Consider the following 18923-nt stretch of genomic DNA (forward strand, 5'->3'; position numbering starts at 1 on the left):
GAGCAAACGTTCATGAAATCGAATGGGACAACGATTATTGATGCGTCGTACAAAGGTTTGCCTTCTATCGTGATGGAGAATGGATTCGTGCGGCTGGAACTTGTACCTGAATTAGGCGCTAAGCTCGTTTCGATGATTTATAAGCCATCGGGCAAAGAATGGCTGCTCGATTCGGGAAACAGGCCGCTCCTTCCACCTGTCTATGGATCGTCTTTCGCGAACGGGGATATGAGCGGCTGGGATGAGTGCTTCCCAACGATAAACAGCTGCTTGACCGAGAGTGGGGCGACGCTTCCCGATCATGGCGAAGCTTGGTCGCTCCCATGGTCTTATCGGCGTAGCGGGAGTTCAGTCTCATGCACTGTAAAAGGAGTGATGCTGCCGTTTCTATTTAGCCGCGAGGTTGCGTTCTTGGAGAACGGAACGATCAGGCTTTCCTATGAAGCGCGCAACGAAGGGGAGAAGGCGCAACCTTTTTTATGGGCTGCTCATCCGCAGTTCGCGATAGAAGAGCCTACGGAGATTGTCCTTCCTTCCGAAATGCAGCAATTGCTATGCGTATATGGCGGCAATCGCCTCGTTACGGGCCAACGCTACGCGTTCGCCGGCCAACGCCTCCTTCGTCCGGAAATAACCGGTGACGGCAGGAAATTTTATTACCCAGGCCAAGCTCCCGAAGGGTGGGCGGCTTTGCATGGGCAAGCTAGCGGCAATTATTTGCGGCTGCGCTGGCCTCTCGGGCAAGTACCTTATTTCGGCGTCTGGATCGATGAAGGCATGTATAATGACCGATCCGTTTGTGCGCTAGAGCCGGGGATTGGCTACTATGACGCGTTAGACGCAGCGGTTCAAAATGGGACTGCCCAGACGCTCATGCCGGCGGAGGCCTATTCGTGGCATCTGGATATTGAGCTGGGACAGGGAAGCCTTGCCTAAGCAAAGCTCTATATACGTTTCGAGCCGGACTTATACGCGGAATGGGGCAATGGGGAATTCATGCCTCATGGGATTGCGACTAGAGCGCAGGCGGCTGTTATGCCGGAGAGAATGTATCTCCTTGCTTATTAAATAGCGATACGAACAGGACGCTCCCGCGCGGGGACGTCCCGTTTGCTTTGGACCATGACGGGCATCAGCCCGTATCAGCCCTTCAGCTTGCTGCGGTAGTCGGAGGGGGAAGCGCCGATAATTTTTTTGAACAAGCGGGAGAAGTAATACGGATCGCTGAGTCCAAGCGATACGCTGATTTCCTTGATGCTGTTGTTCGTCAAATCAAGCAATTGGCAAGCTCTTTGCATTTTGAGCCGCAAATAATAATCAATGGGGGCATAGCCGGTTGACTGCTTGAACAGATGGTTAAGATGCTGCTTGGAAATGGATGTATGCGAGATGAGCTCATCGATGGTCATGTTCTTCTCAAGCCGATCCTGCATGTACAGGATGGCTTGCTCGATGTAAGCCTGTGTTTTGGCTTCCTGCTTCCTGCGCGGTATAAGCCCGATGAAGCTGAGCAAGTAACGCATCGTATGCGACACATGGATGAGATGCGGGGCCGAATAAGCCTTGGACGAAAGCAAATCGTAGCATTGATTAAATAACTCCCTGATTTTGTCCGAATCGGTTAAGGAAACGTGGATCGGCCCGGCTTCGAGCCCGCTGCTTTGAATAAGTGAAGCGATCTGCCCGCCTTTGAGGTGAAACCAGTATATGCTCCATGGATCGCTCTCGTCAGCCCCATATTCATGAGGCGTGTCCGGCGGGATAACGGCAACGGTCTGCTCTGACAATGCAAGGGAACTTTGGCCGGCAAGCTTGATCCAGCCCTTCCCGCCTACGCAAAAGATTAAAATATAGGAATCGCTGCCCAGCGGCCGCTCGCGATAATGGCTTCTAGCGCGGCGATAGTAACCGATATCGGTTATATACGTATCGCTAATCAATGGATGAGAGATCATTTCGTTCAGCTGGTAGGGAGGCAATACGATGATTTTTTCGTCATGGAAGCCTTCTGCTTTGCGAGGAATAGGACTTCGACCTCCTTTGTTTGGCCTAAGCGTATTTTACATTCCCGCTTGTTTAAAAACAAGCAGAATAAATCAGTGGAAATCAGAGTATCATCCATCATGAACAGCGGATAATCAATGGTAAGGATGATGCGGCTCCAGTATGGTATAGCTATAGGATAATTAACTGACCATGAGGAGTGAGTAGATTGAATAAGAACGAGCAACGAGCGCGCGCGTGGGAGGAAGTCGTACACATTCCAACCTACGGCGTAGGCAAACCCGATAAAAATCCGATGTTTTTGGAAAAACGCGTCTATCAAGGAAGCTCCGGCCGCGTTTATCCGCATCCGGTTATCGATAAGATTGAAGATGAGAAGCAGGCCAAGCCCTACCAGATGGTCATCCTCGAGAATGAGTATTTGCACATTGCCATTATGCCGGAGCTGGGCGGACGTATTTACCGGGCGATAGACAAAACGAACCAATATGATTTTGTTTATTACAACCAGGTGATTAAGCCGGCGCTCGTTGGGCTGGCCGGTCCTTGGATTTCCGGCGGTATCGAGTTCAACTGGCCGCAGCACCACCGTCCGAATACGTTCGGCCCCGTAGAATACCGGTTGGAGGAAAATGAGGATGGCAGCGCAACCGTATGGGTAAGCGAAATCGACCGCATGTACGGAACGAAGGTAACGGCAGGCTTTACGCTGCATCCCGGCAAGGCTTACTTGGAAATTCACGCACAGCTCTACAACCGTACGCCGGAGCCGCAAACCTTCCTTTGGTGGGCGAACCCTGCCGTTGCGGTGAACGACCATACACAGTCGGTATTTCCTCCTGACGTAACGGCCGTATTCGACCATGGCAAGCGCGACGTATCGAAGTTTCCGATTGCGACAGGCACCTATTATAAAATGGATTACTCGGATGGCGTAGATATTTCGAGGTATAAAAACATCCCGGTTCCTACCTCGTACATGGCTTACAAATCGGATTATAATTTCGTCGGCGGTTACGATCATTCCGTGCAAGCGGGTCTGCTGCACGTAGCAAACCACCATATCTCCCCGGGCAAGAAGCAATGGACTTGGGGCAACGGTGAATTCGGCCAAGCTTGGGATCGCAGCCTAACGGACGAGGACGGCCCGTACATCGAGCTGATGACCGGCGTATATACGGATAATCAACCGGACTTCACATGGCTGCAGCCTTATGAGGAAAAGTCATTCAAACAATATTTCATGCCTTATAAAAATATCGGTGTCGTCAAAAACGCTACCATCGACGCGGCGGTTAACGTCGAGGTTGATCCGCATGCGGGAACGGCGACGATTTACGCTTATGCGACCTCTCATTGCACGGGAGCTGCCATCGAGCTGAAGAGCAGCCGCAGAAATTATGTGCTGGAGACGGCGGACCTCTCGCCGAGCTCGACCTTCACTTCAATCGTTCCCTTGCATCCGGATGACCAAGAGCATGATTTGCAGCTTACGGTGAAGGATGCCTCTGGGCGGCTGCTTGTCAGCTACCGGCCGAAGAAGCCGGGCATCGAAGAAATGCCTGATGCCGCTAAGCCGCTGCCAGAGCCGCAGGAGCTTAAAACAAACGAAGAGCTGTACTTAGCGGGCCTTCATCTCGAGCAGTACCGCCATGCGACGTTTGAACCGGAGTCGTATTACTTGGAAGGGCTGAAGCGGGATGAATCCGATGCCCGCATCAATGTTGCCTATGGCACGCTGCTGCTTCGCAGAGGCATGTTCAAGCAAAGCGAAGCCTATTTCCGCAAGGCGATCGGACGCCTGACTTGGCGCAATCCGAATCCTTATGACAGCGAAGCTTATTACCAGCTTGGCGTATCGCTGAAGCATCAAGGGAGATTGGAGGAAGCTTTTGCCGCATTGTACAAATCGGTGTGGTCAGCAGCATGGCAGGACAGCGGCTATTTCACGTTGGCTCAAATCGCTTCGGAGAAAGGCAGTTTTGACGAAGCGCTTGAGCTTACGGAGCGTTCCTTGATCCGCAATTCCCGCAACTACAAAGCAAGGGATTTGAAAACAGCGATGCTTCGCAGGCTAGGCAGGCTGGAAGAAGCCATTGCCTATGCTTCGGAAACGCTTAAGCTTGACATTGCCGACTTCGGTGCCTATAACGAGCTGTATTTGGTTTACAAGGAAGCGGGGAACGAGGCAGAAGCGAGTAACGTTCTGAAGGACTTGAAATCGCTGCTGCGTGGAGACGTCCATAACCATATTGCGCTTGCATCGGATTATGCGGGAGCCGGCCTATATGCCGAAGCCATCGACGTACTGCGCCATATCGCGCCGAATGCGCAATCGGATGTATATCCTCTGGTTCACTATACGCTCGCTTATTGCTATGCCAAACAAAGCAACCAAGAAGCGGAAGGCCTTTATTTGACGGCTGGAAACCAAGCAAACCCGGATTATTGCTTCCCGAACAGCCTATTCGATCTTCTCGTGCTGCAGTATGCTGTCGAAGCGCGTCCGGATGATGCCAAGGCCCTTTATTTCCTGGGCAATTTCTACTACGACAAGAAACGCCATTTGGAAGCCGTAGCGCTTTGGGAGAGCTCGATTGAAAGCGACTCAGCCTTCTCCGTTGCGCACCGCAATGTAGCGCTTGCTTACTTCAATAAGCTGAATGATGCGGCTAAAGCAAGAAATTCACTGGAAGCGGCGTTTAGGTGCGACCAATCCGACGCGCGCGTGTTCTATGAACTTGACCAGCTGTACAAGAAAATAGACCTTGGGGCAGAACAAAGATTAGCTCTGCTGCAGCAGCATCTGCCGCTCGTGCAGGCTAGGGACGATTTGTATCTGGAATATGTAACGCTGCACAATTTACTGGAGAAGCACGAAGCCGCGATCGAACTGCTCGCGTCACGCAGATTCCACCCTTGGGAGGGCGGCGAAGGCAAGACGCTTGGGCAATACGTGCTTGCGCTCGTTGAGCTGGCAAAGAAAAAGCTTGCAGCCAGCCAATACGTCGAAGCCGCAGAGCTGCTCAAGCAGGCACTCGATAACCCTGACAATCTTGGCGAAGCGAAGCTGGCTGGCGCGCAAGAGAACAATGTATATTTTTACCTTGGCTGCGCGTACGAGGGACTCGGGCAATCGGCAGAAGCAGAAGCGGCGTTCAAGACGGCGTCGGAGGGGCTTGAGGAACCGGCAAGCGCCATGTATTACAATGACCAGCCGCCGGAAATGATTTTCTACCAAGGCTTGGCATGGTTGAAGCTGGCGAATGAAAAAGAGGCAAAGCGCCGTTTCAATAAGCTGATCGATTTTGCCGAGAAGCATTTGTTCGATAATGTCAAAATCGATTATTTTGCGGTGTCGCTGCCTGATTTCCTCGTATTTGACGAGAATCTGAACAATCGGAACGTGATCCATTGCCGGTTTATGATGGGGCTTGGCCAACTGGGGCTAGGTCGAATTCAGGAAGCCAATGAGCAATTCGAGCTTGCTATGGCTATGGATCGCAGCCATCAGGGAGCAGCCATTCACAAACGCATGAGCGTGTAAATATTAATCGGCGTCTGGCGGAAATATTCGCCGGATGCCGTATGTTCATTTTAAGAGAAAAGGAATGAGTCAGGGAATGCCTACGACACGGATAACGACAGCATTAACGGAGCAATGGAAGTTTCAAGCGGACCCTGCGGGCCTCGGCATGGAAGAATGCTGGTTTGAGAGCGGATTGCCGGATGGAAGAACAGTGCAAATTCCGCATACGTGGAACATCGAACAGGGACTGGAGGAGTATCGAGGGCTTGCTTGGTACAGCCGTGATCTGTACATACCGGAGGAATGGATAGGGAAGACGATTCGCCTGCAGTTCGATGCGGTGTACCGTGACGCTGTTATTTGGATAAATGGCAAGCAGGCTGGCTCGCACGGCGTCTCAGGCTACACGGCATTCGTCGTCGATATCTCTGCTTTTGTCTCGCATGGCCAAACTAACCGGCTTGTCGTTTCTGTTCAAAACGAGAACAGCGAACATGCTTTACCGATTCGGAACAGCTTCGACTGGGCGGATGACGGCGGCATCATCAGGGGTGTTTCGATGATTGTGACAGGAGCCGTTGCGATCGATTACGCGAAGGTCGATGCGACTCCGCGATTTGCCGGACCAAGCTCCTTTTCTGATGAGGGCTTGATCAAGGGGAAGATAAAGCTTTGGCGCTCTGCACCTGCGGGGCCGCTGCCTGTAACCGTTAATCTATCCGTTTGGAAGGAAGACAAGGTGATTGCTACCGAACGATATGATACGGTGGCGGAGGATCTTACTCTAACGCTGAAGGAGCTGCGAATTGAGCAGCCAGAGTTATGGCATTTCGATCATCCTCATTTGTACAACATCCATATCACGCTGGTTGTTAATGGTGTCGAAGAAGATCAGATTAGCCTTCATGTCGGCTTTCGCGAGATTATGACGGAAGGAAATCAGCTGCTGCTTAACCGTGAGCCTGTACGCTTGATGGGCGTGGAATGGATGCCGGGCTCTCACCCTGATAAAGGCATGGCGGAATCGGAAGCAGATCTTGTTAAAGTGCTGGAGCAAATAAAACACGCGAACTGCGTGATTACGAGGTTCCATTGGCAGCAGGATAGCCGCCTGCTCGATTGGTGCGATCGGAACGGCCTTCTTGTTCAGGAGGAGATTCCGCATTGGCAGCAGCCCGGCGAGCCGGACGACAGTTTGCTTCCGATCGCCATTCAGCATGCGGAGGAAATGATTGTTCGTCATTACAATCATCCATCCATTTATGCATGGGGAATGGGCAATGAGGTGAATGGCCAGGATGAGCGTACAATTAGCTACATGAAACAATTGAAACAGCATATGCTGACTCTGGATGAACATAGGTTCATTAATTACGTTAGCAATACGGTTCATTTTCAGCCAGAGAGCGACGCGACAGGGGAGGGGGATCTCCTCATGTGGAATGATTATATCGGTACTTGGCACGGTGACTTGGATATGCCACAGATTGTCCGCAACATCGACACGGCGTTCCCGAACAAGCCGCTTGTCGTTGCGGAATACGGATTATGCGAGCCAGCTTTTACAGGCGGCGATGAGCGGCGAATTAGCATCTTGCTGGAGAAGACGGAGGAATACCGCAAGCATGATGGAATCGCAGCACTAATCTTTTTCAGTCTCAATGATTACCGTACCCAGATGGGGGAAGAGGGCGTAGGCAGATTGCGGCAACGGGTGCACGGCACGACGGATATGCATGGCGAACCGAAGCCTTCTTACCATGCGCTTCGCGCCGTGGGTGCGCCATTCGTGCTGAAGGATGCTTACGCAAATCAGAATCAATCGTTGACGGTAATCTGGGAGGTCCGAGACGACATTCCGAAGCATGCGGTCAACGGATATACGCTTACGTTACTTTATACCAATGGCAGTAGCAGCGTTCATGCTATTCCTCCGTTAAGCCCGGGGGAGGAATGGCGCTTTGAGCTTTCGGCAAGCGAGACTGCCGCTGGTGGCGGTATTGGGTACACGATTAGCCGCCCTACCGGATTCTCGGTACTGGACGGAAGGCTGAATTTTACGGAGCTGGAATAGCTGTACAATCAATGCTGGATAAATATGCAACCGAAATGGTGGGAATATACCTTGTATCGTGCATATTCGGTTTGTTGCGATAATAGAGTATTCGCTCGTAAAGTCTCAGTAGCCTATTGACCGATGGTTTGATCCAGCTATTTTCTTAAGCTACGAGCTGCAATAGATAAGGTTTATTACAGGAGGAATCGCAATTATGACCACTTACACACTTAAGATAGACGGACCGAATAAAGAGATTAAGCCAGGCAAGCTGGCAGGCAACAAAGGCTCGAACCCAAAAGGAGAAAGCTATGGATTTACCAATTTCTATATGCTGCGCAATGAGCAGCCCATTATTCCGGTCGTTGGCGAATTCCACTTCTCGAGATTCTCTTATTTGCACTGGGAGGAAGAGCTGCTGAAGATGAAGGCGGGCGGCGTGAATGTTATCGCTACCTATATCTTCTGGAACTATCACGAGGAAGAGGAGGGCATTTTTAATTGGAGCGAGAACCGCAATCTGCGTCATTTCGTAGATCTCTGCGCGAAGCATGAGCTGCCGCTTGTGCTGCGCATCGGACCTTTCTGCCACGGCGAAGTTAGAAATGGCGGCATTCCAGACTGGGTATTCGGCAAACCGCTTGACATTCGCTCGAATGATGAATTGTACCTCTTCTATGCAAAGCGTCTTTACCGTCAAATTGCGAAGCAAGTCAAAGGCAGCCTGTTCGCCGAAGGCGGTCCGGTCATTGCCGTCCAACTGGAGAATGAGTATATGCACTGCGGTGCTCCGCTTGATTCATGGGCCTATAAAGCCGGCGTATTCATGAGCTCCGGGAAAGGCGGCAACGCGCATTTGGCCGAGCTGCGCCGAATCGCGGAGGAGGCTGGCATTACGCCGATGTTCTTCACAGCTACGGCATGGGGCGGGGCAGCCGTGCCGGAGACCGATACGCTGCCGATGCTTGCAGGCTATGCGTATACGCCTTGGATCCCGAATCAGCCGCCGAGCGGCGAGTACATTTACCGCGATTTGCATGTGAAGCCGTCCGAGGAAGTCAACTACGATACGCTTGATTATCCCGTCGCTTATTGCGAGATGGCGGGCGGCATGCAGGTCAGCTATACTGCCCGTCCGAATGTAAGCGCTGAGAGCGTGGAAGCGATGACGCTGGTCAAACTGGCCAGCGGCAGCAATCTGTTAGGCTATTATATGTACCACGGCGGCTCCAATCCGGTAGGAAAGCATGGCTTTCTTAATGAATACGGCCTTCCAAAAATCACTTACGACTACCAATCACCGCTAGGTGAATTCGGGCGAGTCGGCAAATCCTATGACCGTATTCGCTCGTTGTCTTTGTTTATGGATGCATTCGGCTCGGTATTGGCGCCGATGGGTACAGTGCTGCCGGAAGGGCAGTCGGCTATCCACCCGGAAGACACGGAGTCGCTGCGCTGGTGCGTTCGGCAGAAGGACGGCTCGGGCTTCTTGTTCTTGAACAATTTCCAAGATCATCTGGAGCTTCCTGACCGTGAAGGCGTACGGATCGAGCTGGACACGGCGCAGGGCAAAGTCGCTTTCCCGCATGCGGGACATCTCACATTGAAACGGGATGTGAGCGCGGTGCTGCCTTTCAACATCGAATTGGAAGGGGCGCTCATCGTGAGCGCAACCGTTCAACCGCTTACGAAGCTGAACGTGGATGGGCAGCCAGTGCTTGTCTTTTATGCGCATCCGTCGCTTGCGGCCGAGCTCGTATTCAGTCGTACGAGCGTTGCAGCTGTTGAGCTGGGCGCGTCGCAGGCTGCTGAGGAAGCTAACGTGATCGTCGTTACGCCGCAAGTCGGCAAAGAGCATGCGTTCACAGTAGTGCTGACGAATGGCCAAAAGGTGAGCGTTCTCGTTCTAACAAGAGAAGAGGCGCTTCAAACCTATAAATTCCGGCTATGGGGCGATGACAGGCTAGTTATTAGCGACAGCCGCCTTTACGCAAAGGACGAGCGTCTCGTTGCGACCTCTGAAGGAAAGGCAAGCTGGAGCGTATCCATTGCGCCTGCTCTGCCGGAGAAGGCTTTGCTGGCAAGCTTGGGGGCGGTTCAAGCGAAGAGGGAAGGGTTATTTCAAACGTACCAGATTGAGGTGCCTGCCTATGAGCCTGCGTTAACAGTAAGTAAGCCGCTGGAGAGAAGCGCTCTTGTCGAGCTTGATACCAACTGGCCAAACCATGTTTCGGATGTCTTCCTGAAAGTGGCGTACGATGGTGACGTAGCGGCTGCTTACCTAGATAACCAGCTGCTTACGGACCATATTCATTACGGGGAGGCTTGGCCGATCGGACTGAAGCAATTCAAGGATGACCTGGAGCATAAGCAGCTGCATCTGTCGATTACGCCCCTACGCAAAGGAACGGTGCACACCTTCGTGAACCAAGCGCTCGTTGAGCGGTTCGAAGGCGTCGAAATCGCGGTATTCCATGCTATTGAGCCGATCCCGTATTATACCGTAGCCTTATATAAAGCTTTTAATTAATCATAGAGAACCGGAATTTCGGCCGTCATGCCGAGACTCCGGTTTTTTTGCGTGTCCAGAGGGAGCAGCGCCTCGCGGCCCTCCCTTGGAAGGGAGGGTTTGGGAGGGTTCGAAAAGCCTTGGAAGGTTGGTTTTACTATAGAAGGTTGGTTTAACTATATTTGCAGTCTATAAACATACGTACAATTGCTATAGAGCCTCCGTTCATAAAGTAAATGGAGGTGAATGGAGGATGTACAAAAAAGGATATGCTAGTCGCAATATAAGAGGGAAGCTGCTAGTTTGCAAATATTTATCGGCTAATCGCGATCTGCTGCCTTATGTTCCGAAAACGGTCCGGTTTAGCCGTAATAACCTGCAAATGATGCTGGAGCGCTTTGACATGGTGTATGTCAAACCCGATGTGGGCTCGCTGGGGATTGGCATATTCAAGCTGAAGCGCGTTGAATCCGGCTTCGAGCTGTATGAGCTCATCCGCAAAAAACAAGTTCGCCGCATTTATGAATCGATAGATGGGCTGCATAAGCGGCTGCTGAGGGAAGGGGGACGCAAGCTCATTATCCAGAAAGGCGTCTATCTGGACCAGGTGAATGAATGTCCCTACGATATCCGGGCGATGGTTCAGCGCAAGCCGGGAGGGCACTGGGTTTGTACGGGCTTTATGGTCAAAGTCGGCGGCCGCAGCAAAATCGTTACGAATTACTATCAAGGCGGGAAGATTTATTCCATGAATAGGCTCGGCTTAGAGCAAGGATTGTCCCCCGAGGAGACAGCAGGGCGCATAAGACGCTTAACGGATGCTGCGCTGCGAATAGCATGGGCATTAAGCAAAAAACGTGCAGGCATGCATGAGCTCGGCATCGATTTCGCCTACGACAAGGAGCAGCAGCTTTGGGTGCTTGAGGTGAATTCGAATCACCCGCAGTTCCATCCGCTTAAGCAGCTGGACCGGGCAGCATATGATAAAATGAAGCGTTTTGCGGCAAGCTATGGCAGACGCGACGCGAAATAGACATTTGGAAGCAGTCCAAGATAACGGGATATGCTTCTTTTTTTATACAAAACTTTGTATGTTTCACGCGATAAAGGATTGTTCTATTTCTACGAGAAACGGATACCCTCCTCCTGCAGAGGACGGCGAAGCCGTTTCTTCTTGTACTTAAAAATGATGGCGCTTTCCCCGATGATTGAAAAGTATCATTTTTAGTTGTTCAGATAGCTATTAGTCGTTTTGGGATCGAGATAGAATACAAGAAGAACAACAAGAGCAAGGGGGATTGAGTAAGTGGCGCAGCTATCCGTTAATGAAGAGCTCGTTAAAAAACCTAAAACTAAACATGCGTTCCTGCGATTTATGAAGCAAATGGACATCCAGCTAATGGTGCTGCCAGCATTGCTTCTGATCATTGTTTTCAGCTACATTCCGATGTACGGCGTATTGATGGCGTTCCAGGATTACAGCATTTTCAAAGGCTTTTTTGCAAGCGAGTGGGTTGGATTAAAGCACTTTGACATGTTTTTCAGCTCACCGGAGTTTTTTGAGGTCATGCGCAACACGGTTGTTATCAGCTTGCTGAAATTTTTCATCGGCTTCCCGGCACCGATCGTGCTGGCCTTGATGTTGAATGAAGTGAAGAATATGATGTTCAAGCGGCTTGTGCAAACGGTGAGCTATCTGCCGCATTTTATGTCATGGGTCATCGTTGCAGGACTTATCATGTCGATGCTATCGACGGATAACGGCAGCGTGAACATTTTGCTGGAGAAAATGAATTTCATCGAGGAACCGATTAACTTCCTCTCGCTTCCGGAATTGTTCTGGTCCATCCTCGTATCGACGGGCGTATGGAAAGAGATCGGCTTTGGCTCCATCGTGTACCTGGCTGCAATCGCAAGCATCGATCCGAGCATGTATGAAGCGGCTTCCATGGACGGGGCAAGCAAGTTCAAGCAAATTTTCTTGATTACGCTGCCGTCCATTATGCCAGTCGTGCTGATCTTCATGATCCTGGCTATCGGCAATCTGTTGAATGCAGGGTTCGAGGATATTCTCCTGCTGGCGGTTAACCCGGTGCTCAGGGACGTGTCGGACGTTATCGATACCTACGTCTACCGTGTCGGAATCCAAAGCTCCAGATATTCTTACGCGACAGCGGTCGGCCTATTCAAAGCAGTAATCAGCGTCGGACTACTGACGATGGCGAACTACCTGGCGCGCAGAGCCGGCAGCAGCTTGTGGTAAACGATACAATTAGCCCGGAAAGGCGGAGGATGCAGTGATCAGGCTTAGCTTCGGAGACCGCGTCATGACGGTAACCATCTATATTATTCTCACACTATTGGCTTTTCTAACCTTCTATCCCTTCTGGAATGCGCTGGTCATTTCCTTCAACGCCGGCATAGATACAGCGATGGGCGGCGTAACCTTCTGGCCGCGCTCATGGACGCTGGAGAATTACGGCATCGTATTCAAGGACGAGCGTTTGGTTGGGGCTTTCCTCATCTCGATTGCCAGAACGGTTGTCGGTACGGCAGCTTCCATACTCGTGACAGCCATATTCGCATACGGCATCTCGAAAAAAGAGCTGATGGGCCGCAAGTTTTACATGATTCTGTGCATCATTACGATGTATTTCAGCGGAGGTCTTATTCCTTCCTTTCTCTTAATACGGGAGCTTCACCTGATGAACACATTCTGGGTATTCATTATCCCGTCATTGGTCAGCGTATGGAATATGATCATATTCCGTACCTTCTTTCAAGGCTTGCCCGCAGGCCTCGAGGAATCGGCCAAAATCGATGGAAGCGGCAACTGGGGCATATTTTTCCGAATCGTCGTGCCGCTCTCCGGTCCCGTTATTGCGACACTTTCGCTGTTCACCGCCGTTTTTCATTGGAATGACTGGTTTGGTCCAAGCATTTACATCACCAATGAGAAGCTGTTGCCCATACAAACGATGCTGAAACAAATTCTGAATTCAAACATCGTCTCCGATCAGATGTCACAGCTCGATTCCGCCGCGCAAGGCCAATTAGCCAAGATGCGGACGGTTACGAGCAAGTCGTTATCGATGGCGACAATGATGGTGGCTACCATCCCAATCATCATGGTTTATCCTTTCGTGCAGAAATATTTTGTCAAAGGCGTTCTTGTTGGTTCATTGAAGGAGTAGCTGGAACTGAATGTAGCGTGGTTTAGAGCGTAAGCTTTGAACATATAAAAAAGAGCTTGAAAGGGGATTTTAAACAGATGAAAACGAAAAGTAAACTGCTCGTCCCTATCGTCTCCGCGTTTATGGCCGTATCCATGCTTGCTGGCTGCAGCAGCAACGGCGGCACCAAGAATAACGGAGAAACGGCAAACAATACGGCGGATGCGAATAACAGCAACAAACCGGCATCGGTTTATGAACTTGGCAAGGAGCAGCTTGATTTCACGCTTTACGGCCACTACGATTGGTACACGATGCCGGCATGGGGCGGCGATATTACAAGCACATGGATCAGAGATACGAAAAAGGTAAACGTGAAACCGATCCACTCCGGCGGAGCGGCGCCTCAGAAGCTGAACACGATGATCGCAACCGGCGACCTGCCTGATGCCATTTGGCTGGAGCGCGTGGATGTAGAGAAGCTTCGCAGCGCGGATATGCTCGTACCGTTCGACGACTATTTGGACAAATACCCTAACCTGAAGAAGTGGCTGGGCGAGGAAGGCATCAATATGCTTCGCTCTGAGGACGGCAAGCTGTACCAATTCCCGAACTGGTACACGAAACAGCCAAACGGCAACGCTGGTTATGTCGTTAATAAAAAGATCTACGCGGAGCTAGGTTCGCCGAAGCTTGAAACGACGGATGACCTATACAGCTACCTGAAGCTAGTAAAAGAAAAGTATCCGAACGTTGTTCCATACGAGCCGCATTTGGCAAAGGACGGACAAGGACTTGACGTGCTGTATTCCGCATTCAAAGAAAACGATCAGAAGTTCCCGGGCATGCGTGCTGTGCCTAACGGCGACAAGCTGACTTCGATTTTCCTTGACCCGCAATACCGTGAGTATGTGCAGTATACATCGAAGCTGTTCCGCGAGAAATTGATCACGCAGGATGCGATGACGCAAACGATCGATCAAATTACGGAAAAAGTAATGACAGGCCGCGTTGCGGTATTCGCGGCGGCAAGCCCGACTGAAATTGCCATGCAAGCGCATGCCGAGCTCGTGAAAAACGATCCGGAAGCCGGATATTTCATGATTTGGCCGATTCATAAAGAAGGCATTGACAAAGACAAGGTTTTCCCTGGCACTTATGGTATGCTTGGTTGGAACGTAACGGTTATTACGAAAAAAGCGAAAAACCCGGAAGCGATCTTCGCATTCTATGATTGGCTGACTGGCGCAGAAGGCCAAAGCGCATTGATGTGGGGACCTCCTGGCATCTATTGGGATGGCGTAGAAGCAGATGGCGAGACGCCGATCTTTACGGAGAAATATACTTCCGATGCAGGCGAGCTGGCTAAGCTTCAAGCCATTACGACGAACCTGAACTGGGTGGGCAACACGGTATTCCTTGATACGACCAAAGCGAAATTCGAAGCAACGCTTCCTGTTGAGCAGCAAAACTGGTCGACTCGCTACCAACGCGAGATTACGTGGAAAACGCAATCCAACGCCACGGAATTCATTAATATCGATCCGCAGCCGGATACAGAGGAAGGCATCATCCGCCAACGTATCGAGGATATGTACCTTGAGGTTAGAGCGAAAGCGTTGTTCGCGAAAAATGATGCGGAAGTGCTGGCTATTCTCGATCAAGCGGAGAAGGACGCGCAGGCTGCAGGCTACGACAAGCTGCTGGCGTTCAAGACAGAGAAGTGGCAAGCTAACCTTGCGAAAATGAAAGCACAACAATAAATAGATCATGAAAAACGACGGGTATGCTAAGCTTTTTAGCATACCCGAGTTTTTCGTTTTTCCGGCGTTATTTTAGCTGCCTCACATTTCGTGTTTTTTCAAATTGGAGCTGATAGGTTGATGTATAAAGTATTGCTTGCCGACGATGAGAGGCTGGACTTGGAGGGGATGCGCACCTTCATTCCATGGCAGGATCTGGGCATGGAGGTTGTAGCTGGGGTAATGAACGGCTTTGATGCCTGCAAGGTTCTGGATACGGAGAAGGTCGACATTATCGTGACGGATGTTCGAATGCCGAATATGACCGGCCTTGAGCTGGCGAGACGCGCGCTTGAGCGGTCAAAGGACATTAAAATTATATTTGTAAGCGGCTACCAGGATTTCAGCTACGTGAAGCAGGCCTTGTCCTTGAACGCGGTCAATTACGTGCTGAAGCCAATGGATGACCAAGAGCTGATTGACTCCCTGCTTAAGGTACGCGGCGATCTGGACGAGGAGCGTCAAAGGCAGGATGCCTACTGGCAGATGGTTCCGATCGTGAAGAATGAATATTTGCTGCAGTTGCTCGAAGGTACGAGCAGTGAAAAGACGATTGAGGTACTCAGCCAAGAATACGAAATGAACCGGTTCCGTTTTCCCGGCATAGCTGCGGTTATTGAAATCGACGACCGGTCTTGGAAACCAAGCGAGGAGAACCAGGCGGAAGAAGGCGAGATGCAGCAGGTGGTGTCGTTGTGCAGGGAGCTTGGCGTGCGGCAAATTTGTAAATTGAACAAGACGCGAATCGCGCTGCTTATTGAGCACTCAGACGGTGAATCCATACCGGAGCAGGTTGTCAACCAGGTGAAGCGGAAATTTCCGTTCTCCATAACAGCTGGCGTAGGAGATTCATGCGGCACGATTGGCGAGCTGTCGCAGTCCTATATGCAGGCGGTAGAGGCGCTTGACCTGAAAATGTTCTACGGCAAAGGCAGGGTGATTGTCCACGGTGAGGTGAGGTCTTCCGAGAAAGAGGATGTCAAGCATTTGGATGCGAAGCTGGAAGCGCTGTTTGGCGCAATGTCCGGCTATGAGCTGGTCCGAATTCATGACGAGCTTGACGAGCTGTTCCAGATTGCCAAAAGCTTGAAATCTAAGCTGACGCTGCGCAATTATGCCCTCTACATCGTGATGAAGCTTGATAATTATTTGCAAAGAACGAATGAAAACGTGTACCAGCTGCTTGGCCTCGAGCTGAACAATTACGATATTATGATGCAGTTCGAGACGATCAACGACATTCATCTCTGGCTGCGGCGCCGCGTTTATGAAATTTCAGAGACGCTGCAAATGAACAAGCAAAAAAAGAATTGGAAGCTGATCAAGCAAATTATCGATTTCATGAAAGAACGTACGCATGATAACATTACGCTGCGTGATTTGGCGGAGCAGTTCTCTTTGTCGCCGAATTATCTCGGTTTGATATTCAAGGAAGAAACGGGCAAAAACTTTAGCGAGTATTTCATTCAGCTGCGAATGGAAAAAGCATGCGAGCTGCTTAAATCGACGAATCTAAAGATTTACGAAATCGCTGATCGGGTAGGCTACCGCCACCTGCCGTATTTCAGCAGACAATTCAAGGAAATGTACGGCATGACGCCGTTGGAGTATAGAAGAACATGACGAACGTGAAGCAGGAGCATCGCTACATGCCGTTTGGAATCAAGCTGATGCTTACCTACAGTTTATTTATCATCATACCGGTCATGCTGGTCGGCTATGCTGCCAATATCATATTTACGAACTCGATCCAAGAGCGTACGCGCGAGATCAATCACGGTACATTGGAGCAAATGAAGGATAATATCACTTATAAAATGGAGGACATGTCCCGTATATCGGACATGCTCTATTTCGATAGCAATCTAGCCTCGTATCTCAGGCACTATGAGGAGGGCTGGGTCAGCTATGAGGCTACGACCAAGCAGCTCCTTCCCAAAATCCAGACGACGATTGAAGCGGCAAACAACAAAATGCGCCTTGCGGTTTATTTGCACAACGACACGCTGCCCGAGATTTATCACAATTACAAAAATACGGATCCGCTGAATGCCGAAGGTCCTTTGTTTGATTTGTACCACATCACGAGAATTAAGGATAAAGCTTGGTACTTGAACTACCCGAAGGAGAAATACGGACAAACGCTGCAATGGAAGCAGATCGAAGCTGATCCCAAATTCGGCCATATTTCGCTGTTAAGGCGATTAGTTAACATGAATGATCCCATCACGCTGGAGGAGATTGGCTTCGTTCGCATCAGCCTGCGGCTGACGGATTTGCTTGAGAGCGTCGACTCCGAAAAAATCGGAAAAGGCACAAAAATTTTCGCGATCGACGAGAACCGCAAGATCATGTTTTCGTCCGGCGATACGGATTACCAGCTTGGGGAGACGCTAAGCGAAGAAAAAATTTCTAATTATTGGGTTATTGACGAGCAGCTTCCGGAGCTGAAATGGCATTTGCTGGCACTCGTTCCGACGGACATCATGGAAAAGGCGACAAATGAAGTAAGGCTGTGGACCATACTCATTTGCTTAGCCTGCTATGTGGTATTCTCTTTCGCTGGTTTGTTCATCTCTCGCTTCTACTCGCGGAAGGTATCCAAGATCATTCGCGTGCTGGACGCCTTCCAGGAAGGCAATTTCCAGAAAAAGATTATGTTCAAGGGCAAGGACGAGTTTACCTGGATTTCCGTTGCCTTGAATGAAATGGGCCAGAACATCGACGAGCTGATCCAAGAAGTGTATATGACGAACATCAAGAAAAAGGAAGCGGAGCTGGAGTCGCTGCAAGCGCAAATCAATCCGCATTTCCTTTACAACACGCTATCCTCGATCAGCCGGCTGGCCAAATTCGGCGAGGTGGATAAGCTGCAGCGGATGGTGCTGGATCTGGCCAAGTTCTACCGCTTGTCCCTTAACGAGGGCAGAACGGTCATTCCGATTAAAAACGAATTGGAGCAGGTCGGGGCATACATCAACATTCAGAAAACGAAGTTTGGCGATGGGATGGAAGCGTTTTTTGACATTGACCCGGACATATTGCGATTTACGACCGTAAAGCTCATCCTTCAGCCGTTTATCGAAAATGCGCTTGAGCATGCCTGGTACGGGGACCGCATTAACATCAGGATCGTCGGCAAGCTGAAGGACGGGTTGATTACGTTCCAGATCATTGACGACGGAATCGGCATTCATCCCGAAATATTGCGGCAGCTGTCAGATCCGGTGGAGAGCCTGAACGTCGGATACGGCATCCGCAACGTTGACGGAAGGATACGGCTGCACTTTGGCGCCGATTACGGCGTCAAAATCGTTAGCAAGCGAGGAATGGGCACGTCGGTTTGCATAACGATTCCGGCAAACAAAAAGTAGAGCGAACAGGAACGTCCTCATTATTATGAGGGCGTTTTTGTTTATACAAGACTTTATAGAGTTCACGCGATAAAGTATCTTTCTAATTCTAGAAGAAACGAACCTCCTCTTGCGGAGGACGGTGAAGCCTTTTCTTATTGCTTTTTAATCATATGTAATAAAACCTAACATAAGTATTGACACATCCGTACGTTACCACCTATAATTCGGTTAAACGTTAGGTTTTATGACAAATGAATATCGGTTCTCGAGCAAGTTGAATGAGAACGACAAGCAGTCTAGGGTTCCGTTAACGCCGAGCAAGTCGTTAAGCCTGGTCCGAGAGACGGCGTATAGATGAAGGGCTTTACATGTCCTCATCTATATAACACGGAAGGATAAAAGCCTGGGAGATCAATCTCCCGGGCTTTTATTTTTTTTAAATATAGGAAAGCATATCATTCTGCCAACCTTCTCTAGATTTCTACGCGAAATGT

At 50.3% G+C, this 18923-nt stretch carries 11 protein-coding genes and 1 riboswitch; of the genes, 10 read left to right on the top strand and 1 reads right to left on the bottom strand.

Annotation, left to right across the window (positions count from 1 at the left end; translation table 11 throughout):
* The first annotated feature begins 12 nt into the window (after nt 1-12).
* A complete protein-coding gene (locus tag AC0YN3_RS09055; protein WP_475774758.1) occupies nt 13-936 on the top strand; it encodes an aldose epimerase family protein in 924 nt (307 codons plus the stop codon).
* A gap of 206 nt (nt 937-1142) precedes the next feature.
* Here AC0YN3_RS09055 and AC0YN3_RS09060 read toward each other — a convergent pair whose 3' ends face one another.
* Nucleotides 1143-1940 (bottom strand): helix-turn-helix domain-containing protein, encoded by a 798-nt coding sequence (locus tag AC0YN3_RS09060; RefSeq protein WP_475774759.1) that lies wholly within the window; start codon nt 1938-1940, stop codon nt 1143-1145.
* A gap of 272 nt (nt 1941-2212) precedes the next feature.
* On the opposite strand from AC0YN3_RS09060, the gene AC0YN3_RS09065 reads away from it, so the two are divergent.
* The 9 genes from AC0YN3_RS09065 to AC0YN3_RS09105 all read left to right on the top strand — a co-directional run bounded on the left by AC0YN3_RS09065 (nt 2213) and on the right by AC0YN3_RS09105 (nt 18447).
* Entirely contained in the window at nt 2213-5551 is a 3339-nt protein-coding gene (locus AC0YN3_RS09065) for a DUF5107 domain-containing protein (protein WP_475774760.1), read from the top strand.
* Nucleotides 5552-5615: 64 nt separating this feature from the next.
* Nucleotides 5616-7607: a glycoside hydrolase family 2 protein gene (locus AC0YN3_RS09070; protein ID WP_475774761.1), complete on the top strand. Its 1992-nt coding sequence runs from the start codon at nt 5616-5618 to the stop codon at nt 7605-7607.
* A gap of 196 nt (nt 7608-7803) precedes the next feature.
* Complete coding sequence (locus AC0YN3_RS09075) at nt 7804-10119, top strand: beta-galactosidase (RefSeq protein ID WP_475774762.1); 2316 nt, start codon at nt 7804-7806, stop codon at nt 10117-10119.
* A gap of 232 nt (nt 10120-10351) precedes the next feature.
* Nucleotides 10352-11131, top strand: a complete 780-nt coding sequence (locus AC0YN3_RS09080; protein WP_475774763.1) for a YheC/YheD family protein — start codon at nt 10352-10354, stop codon at nt 11129-11131.
* Between the two features lie 273 nt (nt 11132-11404).
* Nucleotides 11405-12361 (top strand): ABC transporter permease, encoded by a 957-nt coding sequence (locus tag AC0YN3_RS09085; protein WP_475774764.1) that lies wholly within the window; start codon nt 11405-11407, stop codon nt 12359-12361.
* Nucleotides 12362-12395: 34 nt separating this feature from the next.
* A complete protein-coding gene (locus tag AC0YN3_RS09090) occupies nt 12396-13292 on the top strand; it encodes a carbohydrate ABC transporter permease (RefSeq protein ID WP_475774765.1) in 897 nt (298 codons plus the stop codon).
* Nucleotides 13293-13369: 77 nt separating this feature from the next.
* Nucleotides 13370-15034, top strand: coding sequence for an extracellular solute-binding protein (locus AC0YN3_RS09095; protein ID WP_475774766.1), 1665 nt, complete (start codon nt 13370-13372; stop codon nt 15032-15034).
* 120 nt (nt 15035-15154) lie between these two features.
* Complete coding sequence (locus AC0YN3_RS09100; RefSeq protein WP_475774767.1) at nt 15155-16696, top strand: response regulator; 1542 nt, start codon at nt 15155-15157, stop codon at nt 16694-16696.
* Nucleotides 16693-18447, top strand: coding sequence for a sensor histidine kinase (locus tag AC0YN3_RS09105; protein ID WP_475774768.1), 1755 nt, complete (start codon nt 16693-16695; stop codon nt 18445-18447). Before AC0YN3_RS09100 ends, AC0YN3_RS09105 begins: the two co-directional genes overlap by 4 nt.
* A gap of 267 nt (nt 18448-18714) precedes the next feature.
* A riboswitch (guanidine-I (ykkC/yxkD leader) is annotated at nt 18715-18841 on the top strand.
* The last annotated feature ends 82 nt before the right edge of the window (nt 18842-18923 follow it).

This window comes from Paenibacillus sp. J22R232 (assembly GCF_056269165.1).

Excerpts from the sequence above, each read along its gene's own strand:
- AC0YN3_RS09080 (WP_475774763.1), top strand. The coding sequence starts at position 10,352 with ATGTACAAAAAAGGATATGCTAGTCGCAATATAAGAGGGAAGCTGCTA.
- AC0YN3_RS09075 (WP_475774762.1), top strand. The coding sequence starts at position 7,804 with ATGACCACTTACACACTTAAGATAGACGGACCGAATAAAGAGATTAAG.
- AC0YN3_RS09105 (WP_475774768.1), top strand. The coding sequence starts at position 16,693 with ATGACGAACGTGAAGCAGGAGCATCGCTACATGCCGTTTGGAATCAAG.
- AC0YN3_RS09095 (WP_475774766.1), top strand. The coding sequence starts at position 13,370 with ATGAAAACGAAAAGTAAACTGCTCGTCCCTATCGTCTCCGCGTTTATG.
- AC0YN3_RS09100 (WP_475774767.1), top strand. The coding sequence starts at position 15,155 with ATGTATAAAGTATTGCTTGCCGACGATGAGAGGCTGGACTTGGAGGGG.
- AC0YN3_RS09070 (WP_475774761.1), top strand. The coding sequence starts at position 5,616 with ATGAGTCAGGGAATGCCTACGACACGGATAACGACAGCATTAACGGAG.
- AC0YN3_RS09055 (WP_475774758.1), top strand. The coding sequence starts at position 13 with ATGAAATCGAATGGGACAACGATTATTGATGCGTCGTACAAAGGTTTG.